20 protein-coding genes and 1 riboswitch are annotated in these 18,665 nt (G+C 30.5%); of the genes, 14 read left to right on the forward strand and 6 right to left on the reverse strand.

What is annotated here, in order from left to right:
- Positions 1-162 precede the first annotated feature (162 nt).
- From EXC59_RS06525 to EXC59_RS07145, 4 genes are all read left to right on the forward strand, one after another.
- The gene (locus tag EXC59_RS06525) at positions 163-744 is read left to right on the forward strand and encodes a helix-turn-helix domain-containing protein (RefSeq protein WP_051658968.1); all 582 of its coding nucleotides are present in this window, start codon (positions 163-165) and stop codon (positions 742-744) included.
- Between the two features lie 175 nt (positions 745-919).
- Positions 920-1,867, forward strand: a complete 948-nt coding sequence (locus tag EXC59_RS06530; protein ID WP_035368727.1) for a pirin-like C-terminal cupin domain-containing protein — start codon at positions 920-922, stop codon at positions 1,865-1,867.
- Positions 1,867-2,289 carry a ribonuclease III domain-containing protein gene (locus EXC59_RS06535; protein WP_035368728.1) on the forward strand — a complete coding sequence of 141 codons (423 nt, stop codon included), beginning with the start codon at positions 1,867-1,869 and terminating at the stop codon, positions 2,287-2,289. The genes EXC59_RS06530 and EXC59_RS06535 overlap by 1 nt, the downstream gene beginning before the upstream one ends.
- A gap of 72 nt (positions 2,290-2,361) precedes the next feature.
- Positions 2,362-2,523, forward strand: coding sequence for a hypothetical protein (locus EXC59_RS07145; protein WP_162849181.1), 162 nt, complete (start codon positions 2,362-2,364; stop codon positions 2,521-2,523).
- Between the two features lie 37 nt (positions 2,524-2,560).
- Here EXC59_RS07145 and EXC59_RS06540 read toward each other — a convergent pair whose 3' ends face one another.
- Positions 2,561-3,403 (reverse strand): DegV family protein, encoded by an 843-nt coding sequence (locus EXC59_RS06540; protein ID WP_035368731.1) that lies wholly within the window; start codon positions 3,401-3,403, stop codon positions 2,561-2,563.
- A 138-nt stretch (positions 3,404-3,541) separates the two neighbouring features.
- On the opposite strand from EXC59_RS06540, the gene EXC59_RS06545 reads away from it, so the two are divergent.
- Positions 3,542-4,129 (forward strand): helix-turn-helix domain-containing protein, encoded by a 588-nt coding sequence (locus EXC59_RS06545; RefSeq protein WP_051658969.1) that lies wholly within the window; start codon positions 3,542-3,544, stop codon positions 4,127-4,129.
- A gap of 86 nt (positions 4,130-4,215) precedes the next feature.
- Positions 4,216-5,625 (forward strand): flotillin family protein, encoded by a 1,410-nt coding sequence (locus tag EXC59_RS06550; RefSeq protein ID WP_035368732.1) that lies wholly within the window; start codon positions 4,216-4,218, stop codon positions 5,623-5,625.
- A 67-nt stretch (positions 5,626-5,692) separates the two neighbouring features.
- On the opposite strand, the gene EXC59_RS06555 is transcribed toward EXC59_RS06550, so the two are convergent.
- Both EXC59_RS06555 and EXC59_RS06560 read right to left on the reverse strand, forming a co-directional pair.
- Positions 5,693-6,262 carry a hypothetical protein gene (locus tag EXC59_RS06555; protein ID WP_035368733.1) on the reverse strand — a complete coding sequence of 190 codons (570 nt, stop codon included), beginning with the start codon at positions 6,260-6,262 and terminating at the stop codon, positions 5,693-5,695.
- Positions 6,263-6,499: 237 nt separating this feature from the next.
- Entirely contained in the window at positions 6,500-6,967 is a 468-nt protein-coding gene (locus EXC59_RS06560; RefSeq protein WP_051658970.1) for a methylated-DNA--[protein]-cysteine S-methyltransferase, read from the reverse strand.
- A gap of 84 nt (positions 6,968-7,051) precedes the next feature.
- Between EXC59_RS06560 and EXC59_RS06565 the strand changes: the two genes are divergently transcribed.
- The 6 genes from EXC59_RS06565 (at position 7,052) to EXC59_RS06590 (ending at position 12,149) form a co-directional block, all read left to right on the forward strand.
- Entirely contained in the window at positions 7,052-7,975 is a 924-nt protein-coding gene (locus EXC59_RS06565; protein WP_035368735.1) for a metal ABC transporter substrate-binding protein, read from the forward strand.
- Positions 7,968-8,651 (forward strand): metal ABC transporter ATP-binding protein, encoded by a 684-nt coding sequence (locus EXC59_RS06570; protein WP_035368737.1) that lies wholly within the window; start codon positions 7,968-7,970, stop codon positions 8,649-8,651. The genes EXC59_RS06565 and EXC59_RS06570 overlap by 8 nt, the downstream gene beginning before the upstream one ends.
- The gene (locus EXC59_RS06575) at positions 8,644-9,459 is read left to right on the forward strand and encodes a metal ABC transporter permease (protein WP_035368738.1); all 816 of its coding nucleotides are present in this window, start codon (positions 8,644-8,646) and stop codon (positions 9,457-9,459) included. Before EXC59_RS06570 ends, EXC59_RS06575 begins: the two co-directional genes overlap by 8 nt.
- Positions 9,452-9,826 carry a Fur family transcriptional regulator gene (locus EXC59_RS06580; protein ID WP_162163931.1) on the forward strand — a complete coding sequence of 125 codons (375 nt, stop codon included), beginning with the start codon at positions 9,452-9,454 and terminating at the stop codon, positions 9,824-9,826. Before EXC59_RS06575 ends, EXC59_RS06580 begins: the two co-directional genes overlap by 8 nt.
- Positions 9,827-9,919: 93 nt before the next feature.
- A riboswitch (purine riboswitch) is annotated at positions 9,920-10,024 on the forward strand.
- A 77-nt stretch (positions 10,025-10,101) separates the two neighbouring features.
- Positions 10,102-11,193: an alanine dehydrogenase gene (gene ald / locus EXC59_RS06585; RefSeq protein ID WP_035368739.1), complete on the forward strand. Its 1,092-nt coding sequence runs from the start codon at positions 10,102-10,104 to the stop codon at positions 11,191-11,193.
- Between the two features lie 113 nt (positions 11,194-11,306).
- Complete coding sequence (locus EXC59_RS06590) at positions 11,307-12,149, forward strand: SEL1-like repeat protein (RefSeq protein ID WP_035368741.1); 843 nt, start codon at positions 11,307-11,309, stop codon at positions 12,147-12,149.
- A 40-nt stretch (positions 12,150-12,189) separates the two neighbouring features.
- Here EXC59_RS06590 and EXC59_RS06595 read toward each other — a convergent pair whose 3' ends face one another.
- The 3 genes from EXC59_RS06595 to EXC59_RS06605 all read right to left on the reverse strand — a co-directional run bounded on the left by EXC59_RS06595 (position 12,190) and on the right by EXC59_RS06605 (position 15,921).
- The gene (locus EXC59_RS06595; protein ID WP_035368742.1) at positions 12,190-13,461 is read right to left on the reverse strand and encodes an O-antigen ligase family protein; all 1,272 of its coding nucleotides are present in this window, start codon (positions 13,459-13,461) and stop codon (positions 12,190-12,192) included.
- Between the two features lie 162 nt (positions 13,462-13,623).
- Positions 13,624-14,523 carry a LysR family transcriptional regulator gene (locus EXC59_RS06600; protein WP_035368743.1) on the reverse strand — a complete coding sequence of 300 codons (900 nt, stop codon included), beginning with the start codon at positions 14,521-14,523 and terminating at the stop codon, positions 13,624-13,626.
- A 147-nt stretch (positions 14,524-14,670) separates the two neighbouring features.
- Positions 14,671-15,921, reverse strand: a complete 1,251-nt coding sequence (locus EXC59_RS06605) for a 6-phosphofructokinase (RefSeq protein WP_035368744.1) — start codon at positions 15,919-15,921, stop codon at positions 14,671-14,673.
- Between the two features lie 149 nt (positions 15,922-16,070).
- Here EXC59_RS06605 and pfkA point away from each other — a divergent pair, with 149 nt between their 5' ends.
- Positions 16,071-17,021, forward strand: coding sequence for a 6-phosphofructokinase (gene pfkA, locus EXC59_RS06610; RefSeq protein ID WP_035368745.1), 951 nt, complete (start codon positions 16,071-16,073; stop codon positions 17,019-17,021).
- Positions 17,022-17,039: 18 nt separating this feature from the next.
- Positions 17,040-18,392 carry a pyruvate kinase gene (pyk, locus tag EXC59_RS06615; protein ID WP_035368747.1) on the forward strand — a complete coding sequence of 451 codons (1,353 nt, stop codon included), beginning with the start codon at positions 17,040-17,042 and terminating at the stop codon, positions 18,390-18,392.
- Positions 18,393-18,665 lie beyond the last annotated feature (273 nt).

An 18,665-nucleotide genomic window follows, 5' to 3' on the forward strand; every position in this document is an offset into this window, starting at 1 on the left:
TTCCTTTTATTTCTCTTTTTAAGGTTAACTTTATTGTATACAATAACGAACATTTATCCAACCTACTTATTAAACTATAAAAAATAGAGTTACTTTCCCTAATTCTACTAACAGTAGAATGGTCCTTTATGCTACAATAGACTAGGAAAGGTTGATATTTTTATGAATAAAGAAGAACAATTAATAGAAGTTGTGGCAGAAAACATTCAATTTTATCGTAAAAAAATGAATCTTACACAAAGCGAGCTAGCGGAAAAGTTAGGATATTCTGATAAGTCTATTTCAAAGTGGGAAAGAAAAGAAGGAATACCAAGTGTTTTTGTTTTACAAGAATTAGCTGCATTTTTTGGTATTACATTAAATGATATCACCTCAAAAACAAAGGTTAAAAGAACGGTTAAATATAATAAACGTGTGATTTCATATTTCTATGCATCAATTAGTTTATTACTATCATTTATTCTCTTTGGGTTTGGAGCACTCTTTCAATTAGAATATCATTATTGGATTTTTATTTTATATGGTGTTTCTGCTGCTTTATTAACACTATATGTCTTTAGTATTGTTTATAAACATAGGTATGAGATGTACTTATATTTAAGTTTGTTTATATGGATAGTTTCACTTATCCTTTATGTAGAAATTAATATTCCTAATGGGTACATTATTTTCTTAATTACAATCCCGATACATTTATTCTTAATGTACTTAATGAAAATCATCTTTTTAAAGAAGAAACACTAACCACTATTTTTTATAGTGGTTTTATTTTTGTATTCTAAAAGATTTAAGTTAAAATAAAGTTAACAAAACGTTTAGATGCTTGCTGATTTTTAAAAAATATAGTTAGGAGGTATCACATGAAAACATATGAGCTTAAAAAATAGATGGATTTGATGTTTCAGTAGAATCCCCTTTTTTGCTGCTTAGATATTATGAAGATAATTATCCAGAAGGAAACATTAATTTAGCACCAAATATGTATTTAGAAAATACCATGTTTGGTAATGATTTTAATTTGGATAAACCATTTAGAATGTATGAAGATAAATCTGTTCCAGGTTTTCCGCGTAAACCATTTAAAGGATTTGATCTTTTAACAATTGTTTTAGAGGGCTATTTAGATTATGCGGATCATGTAGGAAATACGGCAAGATTAAGTGCGGATGATCTCCTTTGGGCTCATGCTGGTAGTGGATTAGTTGTTAGTCAAATGGTTCCACTTATTAATCAAGATAGTTATAACTCCTTTAAGGCTATTCACTTATGGTTAAACTTACCGAAGAATAAAAAACAAACAAAACCAGAAGTGAAAGTTTTATTTAATGATGAAATAAAAGAAATTATTGAAACAAATGATGTACATAAATCTGTTAAATTAAAACTCATCACGGGTAAACACTGTGAACATGAAGTTTTATCTCCTGTAAAGAGAAGTTATGCAGCTGTTGATAGAAATGTAAAAATAATGCTAATTGATTTAGAAGAAGGATCAACCTTAAAATTAAGAAGTAAAGTGAAAGATTTATATAGATTACTTTATTATGATGATGGGCTACAACTAAAAATAAATGGTGACCATTATAGAAAAAATGCAGCATTTAAACTTAAAGATGAAGAGGACGTTTATTTAGAAAGTAGCAAAGGACATAATAAACTAATTCTTCTTGAGGGTATAACAATAAATGAACCAATGTTTAGATATGGATCATTTGTCTTAAATACAGAAGCTGAAGTGATATTAGCATATAGAGAGTATAAAGAAACTGAATTTGGTGATTGGCCATATGAATATGATGACTCAACACACGGTAACAAGCCTAAGGGATTTAGAAAAATTGGGAAAAAGAAAGTTGAAAAAGATTAATGGATAAATTCGAGTACTACTTAAATTTAAATAACGAATATATTAAACTCGCTTTAAACCCAAGTATTAATAAGAATTTAGCAACCTTAGGAGATAGTGTTTTAAAATTAGCATTAGCAGATTTACTATACGGGAAGGTAAAGTACTTATCTGAACATATTAAATTTTATAATACGGATAGAACATTAGTTGAAGATATTGGTAAGCATTACCAAATCTTAAACTATATTAGAAAAGAAGAATTAGAAGAAGTTCACCATGATTATGCATACATTAAAAAGGGTAAAAATAAGAGCAACCCTAAAAAATATATAGCAACCGCAATTGAGGCACTCTTAGGGGCAATATATCTTATCAATAACCAGACCATGGATGAAGTGAAGGCAGTTATCCTTCACTTTAAGAAAATAATAGATAAATAAAGATTTATATCTTTTTGAGGAAAATAATTTAGAAATAGATACTTTAAGTTTGTAGTTATATGGCATATATTAATGACAATTTTCATTATTGGCGTATGTACAACATTTGGGATTTTAGTATTAGTTAATAAAGATGCAAGCGAACACTATATCGGATATATATTTTTAGTGGTTGCATTTATCGTACTTGTCGCATTTTATCCAATCTTAGATTTTATAAAAAAAGTTAATTAAAAAGCGTACCTTTCAATTAAGAAGGGTACGCTTTTATCTATGCTTTATAAAAAGATAATGAAATTGCATCTAATCCAATATGTGCAGTCATTGTACTTGCGATACGAGATTTAATAAAGTTGTTAAATCCTTTTTCTATTAACATACCTTCAACTTTATGAAGTAGTTCTTCATTAGCTGAATAGTTTATACCAATTAAGGCATTCTTATTTGGTATGTTTTTAACTACAAATTCTATCATGTCATTTAATGCACGTTTTTGACCAATTGAACTCTTATACTGAGTAATTGCCCCATCATCTAAAATAAGGATTGGTTTAATGTTTAATAGATTACCTACTAATGATTTTAAAGTAGAAATTCTACCACCACGTTTCAATTGAGTTAAATCATTTACTAAGAATAAGTTTTCCATTTTAGTTGTTAACATATTTGCATAATCAACAACTTCGTTAAATGATGCACCACTTTTAATTTTTTCTAAAATATCTAGTGCCATAATTAATCCTGGAGTACCACCATTTTTAGAATCAATAGCAATCATATTCACATTTGGATATTGACCTTTTAAATCTTCAATAACTTGACGCCCAGCATTATATGTACCAGATAGTCTTGATGAGAAAGTGTAGAAGATAAAATCAGTATTTTCTTTTGCATACTTTTCAAATGTTTCATACATATCCATCATAATTGGTAAAGATGTTTGAACCTTTTTATTTTCTTTAATTGCTTGATATAAATCTTCAATTTTAATTTCTTTTCTATCTCTGTAGTTTTTACCGTCTATAAGCACTTGTAATGAGATCATGTCTACATCGTAAGTCTTCAGTAAATCATCGCTTAAATCGATGGTTGAGTCTATGATAAATTTAATCATTAATTTAGCCCTCCCTTGATATTAAAATTATAAAATTAAGCGTATTTTTTGTAAACCTACTGATTAAAAGAGATGAGTAGAATTACAAGTAAGCGAATCTACTCATAGTAGAATTGCTTTATATGGTAAAATAAAGGTATGAATAATGAAAAAAATGAAATCGTTTCAAACATTGCTAGTAACATTAGTTACTACCGCAAAAAACTTAATCTAACACAGTTGGAGTTAGCAGAAAAATTAAACTACTCTGATAAATCAATCTCTAAATGGGAAAGAGGGGAAGGAGTACCAGATATATTTGTCCTAAAAGAGTTATCAGTATTTTTCGGAGTATCAATTGATTCTCTAACTCAGAAAAGAAAAGGACCATTTATGATACTTAAATACCGAAATGTTTTAGCACATTTTTATGCATCTATATGTTTATTAGTAGGTATTTTAGTTTATGGCATTCTTCAAATGCTTGAGGTAGATTATCCTAATTACTACTTTATGATTTACAGTATGCCAGCTGCAGCATTAGTCGTTTTAATATTCTATATTATCTGGCAAAGAATGCGAAATGTTATTATCTATTTAACGGTATTTATATGGACATTATCATTAAGTATTTACCTCGGATTAAACCATCCAAATGCGTATTGGGTTTTAATTATTACAATCCCAATTTACCTATTTTTCATCTTTATGATTTATGTGATTTATAAGCCCAAAAAACTTAAATAAATAATTATAGAAACGTTAGGGTTTCATGAATAAAAACTATATAATTGAATTATAAAATAAATAAAATTACTAAGGGGGATAAAGTAATGACATTAGAACAAATTTTAACAACAATTGTGGTTGGAGTAATTATTTTACTTATTCTATTTGCCTCATCTTACGTAAAGGTAAGACCAAATGAAGCATATATTATCACAGGACCAAAGAAAAGTAGAGTTGTCATAGGGAAAGGTACAATTAGAATTCCTTTTTTAGAAAGAATTGATACAATTCCATTATCATTAATCCAAACAGATATTAGAACTGAATCAGCAGTTCCAACAAACGAATTTATTAACATTTTCGTTGATGGGGTTGCCAATATCAGAATTAAAACAGATGAAGATTCTATTCGTTTAGCCGGTCAAATTTTACTTTCACGTGACTTAGAAGGTATCCGTATTGTAACTAAAGAAGTTTTAGAAGGTAACATGCGTGAAATCATTGGTCAAATGAAGTTAAAAGAACTTGTACAAAACAGAGATAAATTTGCTGAACAAGTTTATGCATCTGCAATGCAAGATATGGCAAGAATGGGTCTTGAAATTGTTAACATTACGATTCAAAACTTCAGTGATAAAAATGGTGTCATTGAAGATTTAGGGGTAGATAATGTTACTCAAATTAGAAAAGACGCTGCAATTGCTCGTGCAAACTCTGAAAAAGAAGTATCGATTGCATCTGCAAATGCTAAAGAATTATCAAACGAAGCAAGAATTCAAGCAGAATTAAAGATTGCTGAACAAAATACAGATTTAGCAATTCGTCAAGCAGCATTAAAACAAAAAGCTGATGCTTTACAAGCAACAGCCGACCTTTCATATGAAATTCAAAAAGCGAATGAAACAAAGAGTGTTAATATTGCGATTCAAGAAGCTGAAATTGCTAAACGTACAAAAGAAATTGAATTAAAAGCTAAAGAAGTTGAAGTCGAAGAACGTCGCTTAGAAGCAATGGTTAAGAAAAATGCTGAAGCAAATCGTTATGCTGCAGAACAACAAGCACAAGCTGATTTATTCGTTCGTTCTAAAGAAGCAGAAGCGAAGTTAATTGAAGAACAGCGTCAAGCAGAAGCAATCAAAGCAAGAGCTGAAGCACAACGTTTCGCTGATGAACAAAGAGCGCTTGGTATTCAAGCAGTAGGTCTTGCTGAAGCTGAGGCAATCGAAAAGAAAGCAGAAGCGATGAAGAAGATGGAAGATGCCGCTGTCTTAGAATTAATCTTAAACTCAGATGTATTACCTAAGATTGTTGCTGCAGCAGCAGAACCTTTAGCTAAGGTTGATAAGATCACAATGTATGGTGATGGTAATTCAACAAAATTAGTTGGAGATATCGTAAATTCATCAACTCAAATTCTATCAGCAGTTAAAGAAGGAACAGGTATTGACTTAACAAGTCTACTTGCTGGATATGCTACTGGTAAAATGGTTACGAAAAAAGAAGAAGAAAAATAACAATTAAAAATAAATGAGCTCATATGATTGAGCTCATTTTTTTATTTATCGATTAATTTAATATAGATTATTCTTGTGCAGCAACAGTAATTGTGAATGAAATTAATTCATTGCCGTCAGCAATTGCATCCATGAAGATTGTTCTGAAAGCTAAGTATTCAGCTTCAGTTGTAGGAACTTTATTAGCATTCCAAGAAAGTGTTACTTTATATGAACCAGTTGTTTCATTATTTTCAGCAACTGAACCTAATTCAGTGATTGCTGATACAGATACTGTTAAGTATTCTGCTAAATCTTCATTTAATAATTCAACAGTTGGCATTGTGTATACAAAACCATTTACTGGGGCTTGTGCTAAATCTTCAGCATATTTATGAGTTACTTCAACGATTGCATAATGATTAGCCATTGCAGTTGCATTATCAATTGAAATACCTTCTTTATCTGTAGCTAAACCTGCGAAGAAATATTCTGGACTAGATAATGTAACTGTACCTACTTCAGTATATCCTTCTAATACTAAACCTAATGAATCATCTGCAGTTACTGGATCGTTGAATACGAATAATGCAAATGCAACTCCTAGTGAACCTAACATCACCATAAACGCAACGATTGCGATTTTAATTTTTCCCATTTGTATTCTCCTTTAATTATATTTTGTATTCTTAAACCAATGGAAGAGGTGTTAAGAAATTCAATTACAGTTACAAATATATAAAAATAAAGCAGTTGATAGTTTATTTCTTCGTAAATGGCGATTTTTCTTCCCTAAAAGTTAAAACTGGGAAAAAAGGAACTATAAAATATGGGTAAATTTGGGAATATTCAACATAATAAAATAAAAAACTCCTACATTAGAGGAGTTTTAAAGTTATTTATCAGATAATTTTTTCTCAAAGGCTAATAATTCAAATTTTAAACGTTCATCACTAGAGTAACCTCTCTTATCACCATTTTTGTGAATGGCACGGTGACAAGGTATTAAAATCGTTAATGGATTTTTACCTAATGCATTACCAACAGCACGACTGCCATTAGGACTTCCAATTTTATTTGCTAGTTCTTGATAATAAATCGTTTTACCAAATGGAATCTTACTGACTTCATCCCAAACTTTTCTTTGGAAGACTGTTCCTTTAATATCAAATATACTTGGATCAGGCATCATGCCTTTAAAGAAGTCATCGATAACTTTAATATATTTATTCATGATGGGATGATTTAATTCATAAGTAGTTAAATCTTCATTTCTATAAATATCAACATAGGTTAATCCTTTTTCAGATGCAAGGATTAAAATATCAAAATCACTAAACTTATTATAAATATATGCGTACATATTCAATTACATTTGCAAACGATTTGCAAATATCCTTTCTTGTGTTATAATACTTTTGCAAATGATTCGCAAAAGGAGCATACAATGAAAAAACTATTCATCTACTTATTTATTTTACTATCACTTTTTAGTTTAGTTGCATGTAATGGCTCAAATGAATCTGAAATTATTGCAACCTCATATATTGGTTATGATTTTACACGTGCGATTGTTAAAGATACATTAAATGTAAAAATGATTACACCAGCTGGCACAGACTTTCATCATTTCGAGCCAACAAGTAAAGATTTAATCTCAATTAAAAAAGCAGAAGTTTTTATCTATTTAGGAATTGAATATGATAGTTGGTTAAATAATGAAGAAACGCTAAAGACTTATGTAAATAAAGATGCATTGGTTATTAGCTTAAGTAGTTTTCATGTAGAAACAGAAGAAGAACACACCCATGAAGAGAATCATCATGATCATGTACATGGAGAGCACTTCTGGACAGACCCAATGGAAGCAGTTCACATGATTGAAGCATTAACTGAAAGTTTAATTATTAAATATCCAGAACATGAAACTACATTTAACGAAAATAGTCTATCTTATATAAATAAGTTAACCTTAGCAGTTGAAGCATTTGAAAATGATTTAAATGAAATACAAAATAAAACAATTTATTATACAGGTCATATGGCATTAGAAGGTTTTGCAGAACACTTTGGATTAGATATTCATGCATTAGAAAACACCTATCAACCAGGTACTGATTTAACAAGTGAAGACTTAAAGGCATTTGTAAATGAAATGAAATTAAATCAGATAAAGTTTTTATTTAAAGAAGAGTTAGCAACTAATAATACTGCAAAAACAATTGAAACTTTACTTGGTTATGAACTGACAGTTTATGAACTTCACGGATACCACACCGTCACAAAAACTGACTTTAATCAAGGTATAACATATCATGATTTATTGTTGAGAAATATTAATTATATAAAAGAGGCACTTCAAAATGGATAAAGTGTTAGTTAAATATACAGACGTATCAATTAAATACGGCAAATATGAGGCAGTTAAAAATGCCTCATTTGAAGTTTTAAAGGGAGATTTTTTAAATATCATTGGACCTAATGGTGCAGGAAAGACAACGCTCATTAAAAGTTTAATTCATGAAATTAATTTAAGTAGTGGGAAAATTGAAATGTTTACTGAACATATGGGGTATGTACCACAAAAGTTAATGTTAAAAAGAAACTTTCCAATTACAGTATTAGAGTTTATTTATACAGGGTATCCAAATCCTAAATTTAGAATACCAAAGCATGCGATTGAAGAAATTAAAGTATATTTAAATAAAATGGATTTAGAAGAAAACATTTTAAATCAAAAAATTAATAGTTTAAGTGGTGGAGAACTTCAAAGAATTTATTTAATTAGAAGTTTAATCTCTAATCCCGAAATCTTAATATTAGATGAACCTGCATCAGCTTTAGATCCAAGTTTTAGAGAAAAATTCTATCATATCTTACATGATATTAAAAAAGAAAAAGATATGACGATTCTTCATATAACACATGACTTAACAGATGTTGTCTTAGACCACTCTAAAGTGATGTATGTTGACCAAACGATTCAGTTTATTGGTAAATATGAAGACTATAAAGCATTTGAACACGAGGGACATCATCATGGATAATCTTTTATTTACACTAGACGTTTTAAAATACGGTATTATGGTAGTTATTCTATTAGGTCTAACTGCATCTATCTTAAGTCCGTTTGTTGTATTAAATGAACAAAGTTTAATTGCTGATGGTTTAGCACATGTTTCATTTACTGCACTAGCAATTGGTATGTTCTTTAGTAATGAGCCATTCTTTATTGCCTTACCTATCGTTGTCTTAGCAAGTATATTAGTGAAGTGGATTAGTCAGCATAGTAAAGTTAATGGTGATGCTGCACTTGGTATGGTATCAAGTGTTGGGTTTGCTATTGGGTTAATCGTTATTAAATATGCAAGTAGTGCAATCGAGTTAGAATCATTAATCTCTGGTAACCTTTGGTTAAGAAATTTAAATGATGTTTTAATGTCGCTTATTCTATTTGTTATTGCGTTAGTATTTATCATTGTAAATTATAGAAAACTATTAAGTTTAACATTTGATTTTGATTATTCAAAATTCATGAAGGTTAAGTCTAACTTATTAAGTTATGTATTAGCAGCAATTACAGGGCTCTTTGTTGTAATTGGTGTAAGAAGTATTGGGGTTTTATTAATTTCAAGTTTATTAATCTTCCCAGTTTTAACTGCTAACTTATTTGCGAAAAGTTTTAAATCACTTTTCTTAAATGGTAGTATCATTTCAAGTGCAGTTATCTTAGTAGGTATCTTTAGTGCACACGTACTTAATTTACCTGCAGGTAGTGTGATTGTTATCGTCTATGCAATTGTCTTTATTGCATGTAATATGATCTTAAAAATAAGAGGTAATAAAAATGGTTAAACTCACTTCGAAAAGACAATTAATTTATGATATTTTAAAGAAAAATGATAGTCCACTTTCTGCAGAAGATATCTATGAATTAATTAAAGATGAAAAATTAAATTTATCCACAGTTTATCGAACACTAGATTACTTTTATAAAGAACAAATGGTTAGTAGAAACTACTTAGATAATAAAGCGTATTTTTACTTAAATCATGATGATCATCATCACTTTATGATTTGTGAAGTTTGTCAAAATCGTTTTGAAATGGATTGTCATATTGATGAAATGATTGCAGAAATTAAAAAGAAATATGGGTTTGAAGTGACACATCATGACCTAAATTTCTATGGAATTTGTAGTAACTGTAAAAATAAGAACTGACATTTTGGTAAACTTTGTTAAAAGAAAGGTATGAAAGCCCTTTACTAGTAGATGTTATTTTTTTACACTTTACATTAGTAAAGGATTTGTTATAATAGTTGTGTATTCAATGTATCGTATATTTAACCAGATATTTTCGGTGGTTAAGTTTCTACCCTAGTACCGTAAACTAGGACTACGTACATTCTCCTTCTTAAACAGTTCAATAAACCTAATCACGAGCAATCGTGATTTTTTATTTTCTTTGTATAATAAAAACATAAGGGGATAAAAAAATGAATATAGGGTGTGTAAAAGAAATTAAAGTAAATGAAAGCAGAGTTGGGTTAACACCCAAAAGTGCGAAAGTTTATATTGAACATGGACATCAAGTTTTTATTGAAAAAGATGCAGGTTTAGCGAGTGGATTTTCTAATGAAGATTATTTAAATGCTGGATGCATGATTTATAGCGATCCTAAAGATATTTGGAAAGATAGTGATATGATTATAAAGGTTAAAGAACCTATCAAGAAAGAATATCCGTATTTTAAAGAAAATTTGATTATTTATACATACTTACACTTAGCAGCAGATGAAGAACTTACGAAAGCTTTAGTTGAAAGAAAAGTTACTGCAATTGCATATGAAACCATACAAGATGAAACAGGATTACCATGTCTTAGACCTATGAGTGAAGTTGCTGGTAAACTATCTATTCAAGAAGGTGCTAGATACTTAACTAAACATGGAGAACTAGGTATTTTACTTTCAGGAACTCAAACGGTAGATGCTGCAAATGTTTTAATTATTGGTGGTGGGGTGAGTGGAACTGCAGCACTTTCTTTAGCTTATAACTTAGGTGCAAAAACAACCTTACTAGATATTAATGAAAATAGACTAATAGAGTTAAAAGAAAAATATCCAAAATTAAATACATTAATTTCTAATGAAGAAAATTTAGTTAATGGTTTAAAGGATGCTGACTTAGTTATTTCAGCGGTCTTATTACCTGGGGCAAAAGCACCAAAAATTATTAGAAAAGAACATTATCAGTTTATTAAAAAAGGTGCAGTATTAGTAGATATCGCAATTGATCAGGGTGGTTCTCTTCACTATAGTCGTCCAACAACACACAAAGACCCAATCTTTATTGAAGAAGGCATCATTCACTATTGTGTAGCAAATATGCCAGGAATTGTTCCTAAAACATCAACATTAGCGCTCAATCATCAAACGCTTCCTTTTGGACTAAAGATAGCGGATAATTTAAAAGAAGCATTAGCAAATGAAGCCATTTTAAAGGGCTTAAATACCTATCAGGGTTATGTGACTTTAAAGGTAGTTGCAGACTTATTCAATTTACCATATAAAAAATATGAGAAATAGACTTTAAAGGTCTATTTTTTAATTTTGATAACAAATGAATAAAGGAGTGGTTTATTCAAGATAAATAATGCTAAAATGAAGTTGAAAAACAATCAATTATCGGGGGATATGGAATGGTTAGACTTAAACAAGCTTTAACCTATTTTAAAGATAAAAAATATGATAAAGCCTATCATCTTTTTTTAGAACTAGCAAATGAAGGTATGATGGAAGCTTACTTTTATTTAGGTATTTTTTATCGTTTAGGATTATTTGTTAAAGAAAATCAAAAAGAAGGATTTAAATGGTTCTTAAAAGCCGCTGAAAATGGACATCCCAGAGCACAGTATGTTGTAGCATCTAGTTACTATCATCTTAATGGTAGTTATGATGGGCTAGCTGATGAAATTATTGAACATTATGAAGTAAAAGAAAAAGCAGATTCAATGTATTATCAAAAACTTCACTTTTTTGACTATAATGGTGTTGGTGTAAATTACGATATTCACCAAGCGCTATATTGGGCAGAAAAAGCGAAAGCATCTGGTGTTATCGATGCAGAAGAACTCATTTTATTTCTAAGTGAATTTGTAGCATATGAAGATGATAAAATAAGAGTTTATAACGACACATTATCTAGTCGAATTGAAGAAACTCATGATTTAGCACATTTAGATAAAAAGTATAAAGAAGCATATGAACGTTATCTAAAGTTAGATGAAGAAATTAAAGTTAAATATAAAACGATGAATCCACTACATATAGATCTATTTAAAGTATTAGATAATGCAGGTAATGATGATGCCGAAATTGAAGCCTTAAATGGTAATTTAGATGCTGCTATCTATTTAGGTGTGATTTATGAGCTTGGCTTTGAGATAAAACCTAACACAACTAAAGCAGTTAAGTGGTATAAAAAGGCAGTAGAACTTGGATCAGATTATGCTGAAAAACGATTAAAAAAGTTAATGAGGTAAGAAAAATGGCTACCATTTAAGTAGCCATTTTTTATCATAATTAATTTACTGAAGCATCTCCTAAGACACCTATTTCAATATCTGTGAGGTTTGCGTTATCAATAACTGCGAAGGCAATTAATGTTACTAAAGAATAGTGAATCATATATTGTGTATTATCAATTAAACCATGAAATTGGGTTAATAGATAAGTGAATAAGAAAGCCTTCACTGCAATAAATCTACGTTTTCTAACAAATAGTTTTCCTACTTCATAGAAGTGATAGATAAGTATTAGAATACCTACAAGGCCACCTGTGGCAAGTACTTGGAAGAAGGTTGAATGATATATCGTAATTCTGTTTTGTTCATTTAAGAACCAGTGCGGTGTATTCCATCCACTTCCAAAGATAGGATAACGCTTAAATACCGTTACTGCGCCATATTCAGGGTCAAACCATAAGGTTAAGCGTCCAGTTAACATACCATTAGGATCATCAAAATTAATGGTATCCATAAATGAACGATAAACCATCGTAACTAAGTCTCTAAAGACATACATAAAGATTCCAGTTAGGATAATTGTAATTAAGAGATTTATTCTTTGATGGCGTCTACCTTTAAATAATACATAGATCGCAACACCGATAGCATATAAAGTAATTGTGACAATAGAACCTCTAGAATCACTAATAATAATCCAGAAACCCATCCATCCTAAATACAACCAAGGTAGGATGTTTTTATATTTTTTTAAATAAAAAATCATACATGATGACATTAAGACAAGTTGTATTGTTAAATCATTGACATTTCCCCATGCTGGACTATCCACATGAAGTTGTTGGAAAGCAGCTAAGTCATGTAAGAATTTAAAATCTTTAAATCCATCAGACATTAAAGCAATCAATTGAAAACTTAACATGATGGATGTATATAAAAAGAAACGCATTAAATAATTTAATTCATTTTTATCAATTGTATTTGCGTAAAATAAGTAGGTTACTAAATAAAATGGTACTAAGAAAACTAATAAAATAGAAACTTCATTCACTGGAGTATAGATTAAAGGAATAATATAAGAAACACTTGCCAGTAATAAACCTAACCCTAAACTCTTTAGTTTAAACTTGGGTTTAAAACGTATAAAGTGAACGATAAACCCAATAACAATTAATATAACATTTAAGATTCCACTTAATGCTGAATCTATGGTTGATATATCAGCATCAAATCCAATGATAAATAAACAAGAGATAAGTAGTGGTGCAGTTGCGATTGTCGATTTAAATAATACAAGGATAACTACAAGTGGAATTGAAAATAAAAACATTGAATTAAATGTTAAGCTAACAAGATTCTCACTAGGTATAAAAAACCTATAAGACCATACAAAAAAGGTCAAGGCAGATACAAGTATTAAATATATATGACTTTTAAAGAATTTTTCTAATTTCTGCATTTGATATCTATATCCAGTTTCTATATTTAAAAATTATTTTAAGATAAGTTCATTATAAATATTGATGATACGTTTTAATTCTTTTACATAAGTAAAGTCTTTATGGAAGTAAAGGTTGATTTGTCGATTCATGACCATGTTTTCAACATCTAATAATTTAAATTTATTTTTCTTTACTTCACTAATACAAGATTTTCTACTTAATACAGACAGACCATAGTTATCTTTAACTAAGTCTTTAATGACTTCAACGTTATCTAATTCTAAAATAACGTTGTAGTTCGTAATATCATCGTTTTGAGTATTTAAGTGACTTTCAAATAATAAACGCGTATCAGAAGTTTTACTTCTTAGAATTAATCTTTCAGTTTTTAATTCTTCTAAACTAAGCACTTCTTTATTTGATAAAGGATTATCATAACTTACTGCAATCGCTAGACTATCTTGGTCTAGTGGAATAAATGAATAGTTTGGATCATTAATTTTACCTGGGATAATACATACGTCGACTTCATATGTTTTCATCTTTTGGTAAATGCTTTTAATTGAATCGGAAATGATTCTAATATGGAATGCATCATTTTCTGCAGTATACTCTGCGATTGCTTTAGCAATAATATTAGATTCTAATGTGTGAGTAATTCCAATGACTAAAGAGTTTTTAATTTGAATATTTTTCTTCATTAACTTAAAACTATTAATCATGTTGTCAGTTAATAGTTCAATACGTTTAGCATATCTAACAAGTAGTACACCTTCTGGGGTTAACTCTAATTTTTTCTTACGTTTATCAAAAATCGTAATATTAAACTCTTCTTCTAAAGATTTAATTTGTTGGCTCACGGCTGGTTGGGTTAAAGCAAGCTGTTCAGCTGCTTTAGTAAAACTACCATAGTCAACAACTGCAATTAATGTCTTTAATTTAAAGTTCATTTTTTCAACCCCTCATATAAGTATTTGCTTATTAGAAAAAACATATGTATTATATTTGATTATTATAACACGAGTTAAAAGAGAAGTCCTTAAAGAAGATAGTAAAGAAAAAGCTCAACCGTTAAGATTGAGCTTATTTGTTGTTAGTTATTTTTTAGCAACTAATACTTTCTTTAATTTAGCGAATCTTGGTAAACCATTAACTTTTTCTAACTTAGTTTCACCTTGGATTAAAGGTAAAGCGTAGTCGATATAGTCTTGAGTTAAACCTTTACCATCTGGTAAGATCCATTCTTGTGGAACTTTACGTTCTGTATTAGCAACGATGTGTAATGGTAATAATGGGAACTTAGCTTTGTAAGTTTCGCTCTTTTCGTCACGAACAATACCAACGAATTTATCAGTTGTACCTTTAACAGCTTTTTGAACTGCAATCTTACCAACTTTGAATGCTTCTTCGATATCTGTTTGAGAACCTAAGTGAGCAGCAGCACGTTGTAATAATGAGAATTCGATTGCACGAGTCTTAACTCCGAATTTTTCTCCTACGTGTTTAGCTAAGATTGAAGCAGTACCACCTAAGTTAGCGTGACCGAATGCATCTTTCTTAATTTCTGCTTCTAATTCAGGAATGTATTTGCCTTCTTTAGTTTTGATACCTTCAGAAACAACTACCATTACTGATTTACCAGTCTTTAATAATGCTCCAACTTGTTCATAGAACTTTTCAATGTCGAAAGCAACTTCAGGTAAGTAGATTAAGTCAGGTTGTACGCCACCTACTGATGCTAATTGAGCAGCAGCAGTTAACCAACCAGCGTTTCTACCCATTACTTCAACGATTACGAATTGTTGAGTGTTATAAACTGTACCGTCTAAGTATAATTCCATGATTGATGTTGCTACGTATTTAGCAGCTGAACCATATCCTGGAGAGTGGTGGATACCGAATAAGTCGTTATCGATAGTTTTAGGAACTCCGACAACTCTACATTCCCAACCAGATTTCTTCATGAATTTAGAAATCTTTAAGCAAGTATCCATTGAGTCATTTCCACCATTGTAGAAGAAATAACGAATGTTATATTTCTTGAATACTTCTAATAGTTTGTTATAATCTGTTGGATCAACATTTACATCCTTTAATTTATAACGAACTGAACCGATAGCAGAAGATGGAGTATATTTTAATCTTTCTAATTCTGCAATATCTTCTTGTCTGATATCATAGAAATTTTCATCTAAGATACCTTTGATACCATGAGCTGCACCGTAAACTTCAGTGATTTCTTCATGTTTTAAAGCCTCTAAGAACACGCCTGCTGCTGAAGCGTTAATTACTGATGTAGGACCACCAGATTGACCTAATAAAGCAGCACCAACTAATTTTTTAGCCATTTAAAAACCTCTCTTTAATGTTATGCACTTAATAGTTTATCAAACTATGTGTGTATTTGCAAATAGATGTGTTAGAAATACCGATTTCAATTTGATTATGCATATAAATATGCTATAATATGTAAGGCAAGATAGGAAGTGACACTTTAATGAAAATAGCTGTATTAACTTCTGGTGGAGATGCACCAGGAATGAATGCTGCCATTCGTGCAGTGGTTAGAACAGGGATTTCTAATGGTCATGAGATGTTTGGTGTACAAGACGGATATCGCGGATTATTAGAGGACAAGATTTTCCCACTTACAAGCAAAGATGTTTCAGGTATGTTATCTGCTGGGGGTACGATGTTAGGAACTGCGAGAGTTCCTGAATTCAAAGAAGTCCCAGTACAAATGGTTGCGGTTGATAATTTGAAAAACCGTGGCATTGAAGCATTAGTTGTTATTGGTGGCGATGGTTCATACAAAGGGGCTTTAGCTCTACATAACTTAGAATTCCAAACAATTGGTATTCCAGGTACAATTGATAATGACGTATACGGAACTGATTTTACTATTGGTTTTCATACTGCATTAAATACGATTGTTGATGCAATCGACAAATTAAGAGATACATCGTCTTCACATAGACGTTGTTCAATCATTGAAGTTATGGGAAGGACTTCAGGAGACTTAGCATTATATGCTGGTATCTGTGGTGGTGCTGAATTCATCATTACTCCAGAAAACCCAATCAACAAAGAAAAATTAATTGCAACCCTTAAAAAGCATAATGAAGAAGGCAGACGTCATGCCATCATCGTTGTTACTGAGCAACAATTTGATGTGCATAAGTTAGCTGCAGAAATTACCATTAAGAGTGGATTCTCATCACGTGCAACTGTATTAGGTTACATTCAACGTGGTGGTAGCCCAGTAGCGGAAGATAGAGTTTTAGCTTCACGCATGGGAGCATTTGCTATTGAGCAAATTATGGCGGGTGTTAGTGGACAATGTATCGGTGTTAGAAACGATAAATTAATCACAACGCCATTAGATCAAGTTATCGATCATAAAAAAGATCGTGCTGAATTATATGAATTAGTTAATAAAATTAGATAATAAAGAAAGGTATATAATATGAAAAAAACTAAAATTATTTGTACTTTAGGACCTGTTTCTGAAAATAAAGAAACAATGACTAAATTAATTAAAGCAGGTATGAACGTTGCTAGATTCAATTTCTCTCACGGAGATTACGAAGAACATGGCGCAAGATTAAAAACAGTTAGAGAAATCAACGAAGAATTAGGAACTTTCGTTGCATGCCTATTAGACACTAAAGGACCTGAAATCAGAACACATGAATTCGACGGTAAAGTTGAAATCGTTAAAGGTTCAGAATTAAGAATTGCATTTACTCCAGTATTAGGAAATGCACAAAAGTTCTCAGTATCATATCCAGGTTTATATGATGATATGAAAGTTGGAGAATACGTAACAGTTGATGATGGTTACTTAACTTTAGAAGTAATTGGTAAAGATGAAGTTAATCGTGAATTAATCGTTAAAGCATTAAACACTCACGTCGTTAAATCACGTCGTGGTGTAAACGTTCCAAACGTTGTATTAAATATGCCTTTCATTTCTGAAAAAGATGCATCAGATATTAAATTTGCTGCAACACAAGGATATGACTTCGTAGCTGCATCATTCGTTCGTCGTGCACAAGACGTTAAAGACGTTCGTGCAATCTTAGATGCTAATGATGGTAAAGATGTTCAAATCATCGCTAAGATCGAAAACCAAGAAGGTGTTGATAACTTAGATGAAATCATCGAAGTTGTAGACGGTATCATGGTTGCTCGTGGTGACTTAGGTATCGAAGTTCCAGCAGAAAATGTTCCAGTTTACCAAACTGAAATGATCGATAAATGTTTAGATGCTGGTAAGATTGTTATCGTTGCAACTCAAATGTTAGAATCAATGCAAAAGAACCCAAGACCTACAAGAGCAGAAGTTTCAGACGTATTCAACGCAGTAAGAGAAGGAACTTCAGCAACAATGTTATCAGGTGAATCAGCTGCTGGTGACTATCCAGTTGAAGCTGTAACTTACATGGCTAAGATTGATGCTAAAGCTGAAGGTGTTGTAGATTATGATTCATTTATCGATGGATTCTACATTGGTGAATCAAATGAAGATGCTATGGCTCAAGCTGCAGCTAAGATGGTATTAGACTATGAAGTTGATGCAATCATCGCTGAAGGAAGAGATGTTGCTAAAGCTATTTCTAAATTCCACGCTGCTGTTCCAGTTATCGCTATCGTTAACGATGCTAAAGAAGCTAGAAGTTTAGCAATTAACTTTGGTGTATACCCAGTATTAAGCAATGAAGCTGCTGAAGCTAAATTAGCTGAAATGGGATTAGCTGACGAAGCATTCGTTGTAGTTGTTAACTCAGACGAAGTTAAATTAATGCAAGTTAAATAATTAAATTTAAATAAAAAGAATACCGGGTGAAAACTCGGTATTTTTTTATGTTGTTATATTATGGCTGTTGTCATAGAAATAAAATACATATTATTGTATAATTAAATCAAGTTACACATTAATTAATTATTGGGATAAAACTGACAATTTCAAACCTAGAAATAAAAAATATTTTGTAAATGATACAATTATTTATAATGATTTAGTTTTCTCAAAATTATCTTTAAAGAGATGAAAAATTAAAAAATTAGCACAAACTTATATTAATCCAGT

It is taken from the genome of Acholeplasma hippikon (genome assembly GCF_900660755.1).
GTDB classification, from domain to species: Bacteria; Bacillota_I; Bacilli_A; order Acholeplasmatales; family Acholeplasmataceae; genus Acholeplasma; species Acholeplasma hippikon.

What these genes read in the sequence shown, in the direction of transcription:
- EXC59_RS06525 (WP_051658968.1), top strand. Translation starts at nt 163, where the DNA reads ATGAATAAAGAAGAACAATTAATAGAAGTTGTGGCAGAAAACATTCAA.
- EXC59_RS06535 (WP_035368728.1), top strand. Translation starts at nt 1,867, where the DNA reads ATGGATAAATTCGAGTACTACTTAAATTTAAATAACGAATATATTAAA.
- EXC59_RS07145 (WP_162849181.1), top strand. Translation starts at nt 2,362, where the DNA reads ATGACAATTTTCATTATTGGCGTATGTACAACATTTGGGATTTTAGTA.
- EXC59_RS06540 (WP_035368731.1), bottom strand. Translation starts at nt 3,403, where the DNA reads ATGATTAAATTTATCATAGACTCAACCATCGATTTAAGCGATGATTTA.
- EXC59_RS06545 (WP_051658969.1), top strand. Translation starts at nt 3,542, where the DNA reads ATGAATAATGAAAAAAATGAAATCGTTTCAAACATTGCTAGTAACATT.
- EXC59_RS06550 (WP_035368732.1), top strand. Translation starts at nt 4,216, where the DNA reads ATGACATTAGAACAAATTTTAACAACAATTGTGGTTGGAGTAATTATT.
- EXC59_RS06555 (WP_035368733.1), bottom strand. Translation starts at nt 6,262, where the DNA reads ATGGGAAAAATTAAAATCGCAATCGTTGCGTTTATGGTGATGTTAGGT.
- EXC59_RS06560 (WP_051658970.1), bottom strand. Translation starts at nt 6,967, where the DNA reads ATGTACGCATATATTTATAATAAGTTTAGTGATTTTGATATTTTAATC.
- EXC59_RS06565 (WP_035368735.1), top strand. Translation starts at nt 7,052, where the DNA reads ATGAAAAAACTATTCATCTACTTATTTATTTTACTATCACTTTTTAGT.
- EXC59_RS06570 (WP_035368737.1), top strand. Translation starts at nt 7,968, where the DNA reads ATGGATAAAGTGTTAGTTAAATATACAGACGTATCAATTAAATACGGC.
- EXC59_RS06575 (WP_035368738.1), top strand. Translation starts at nt 8,644, where the DNA reads ATGGATAATCTTTTATTTACACTAGACGTTTTAAAATACGGTATTATG.
- EXC59_RS06580 (WP_162163931.1), top strand. Translation starts at nt 9,452, where the DNA reads ATGGTTAAACTCACTTCGAAAAGACAATTAATTTATGATATTTTAAAG.
- ald (WP_035368739.1), top strand. Translation starts at nt 10,102, where the DNA reads ATGAATATAGGGTGTGTAAAAGAAATTAAAGTAAATGAAAGCAGAGTT.
- EXC59_RS06590 (WP_035368741.1), top strand. Translation starts at nt 11,307, where the DNA reads ATGGTTAGACTTAAACAAGCTTTAACCTATTTTAAAGATAAAAAATAT.
- EXC59_RS06595 (WP_035368742.1), bottom strand. Translation starts at nt 13,461, where the DNA reads ATGTTTTTATTTTCAATTCCACTTGTAGTTATCCTTGTATTATTTAAA.
- EXC59_RS06600 (WP_035368743.1), bottom strand. Translation starts at nt 14,523, where the DNA reads ATGAACTTTAAATTAAAGACATTAATTGCAGTTGTTGACTATGGTAGT.
- EXC59_RS06605 (WP_035368744.1), bottom strand. Translation starts at nt 15,921, where the DNA reads ATGGCTAAAAAATTAGTTGGTGCTGCTTTATTAGGTCAATCTGGTGGT.
- pfkA (WP_035368745.1), top strand. Translation starts at nt 16,071, where the DNA reads ATGAAAATAGCTGTATTAACTTCTGGTGGAGATGCACCAGGAATGAAT.
- pyk (WP_035368747.1), top strand. Translation starts at nt 17,040, where the DNA reads ATGAAAAAAACTAAAATTATTTGTACTTTAGGACCTGTTTCTGAAAAT.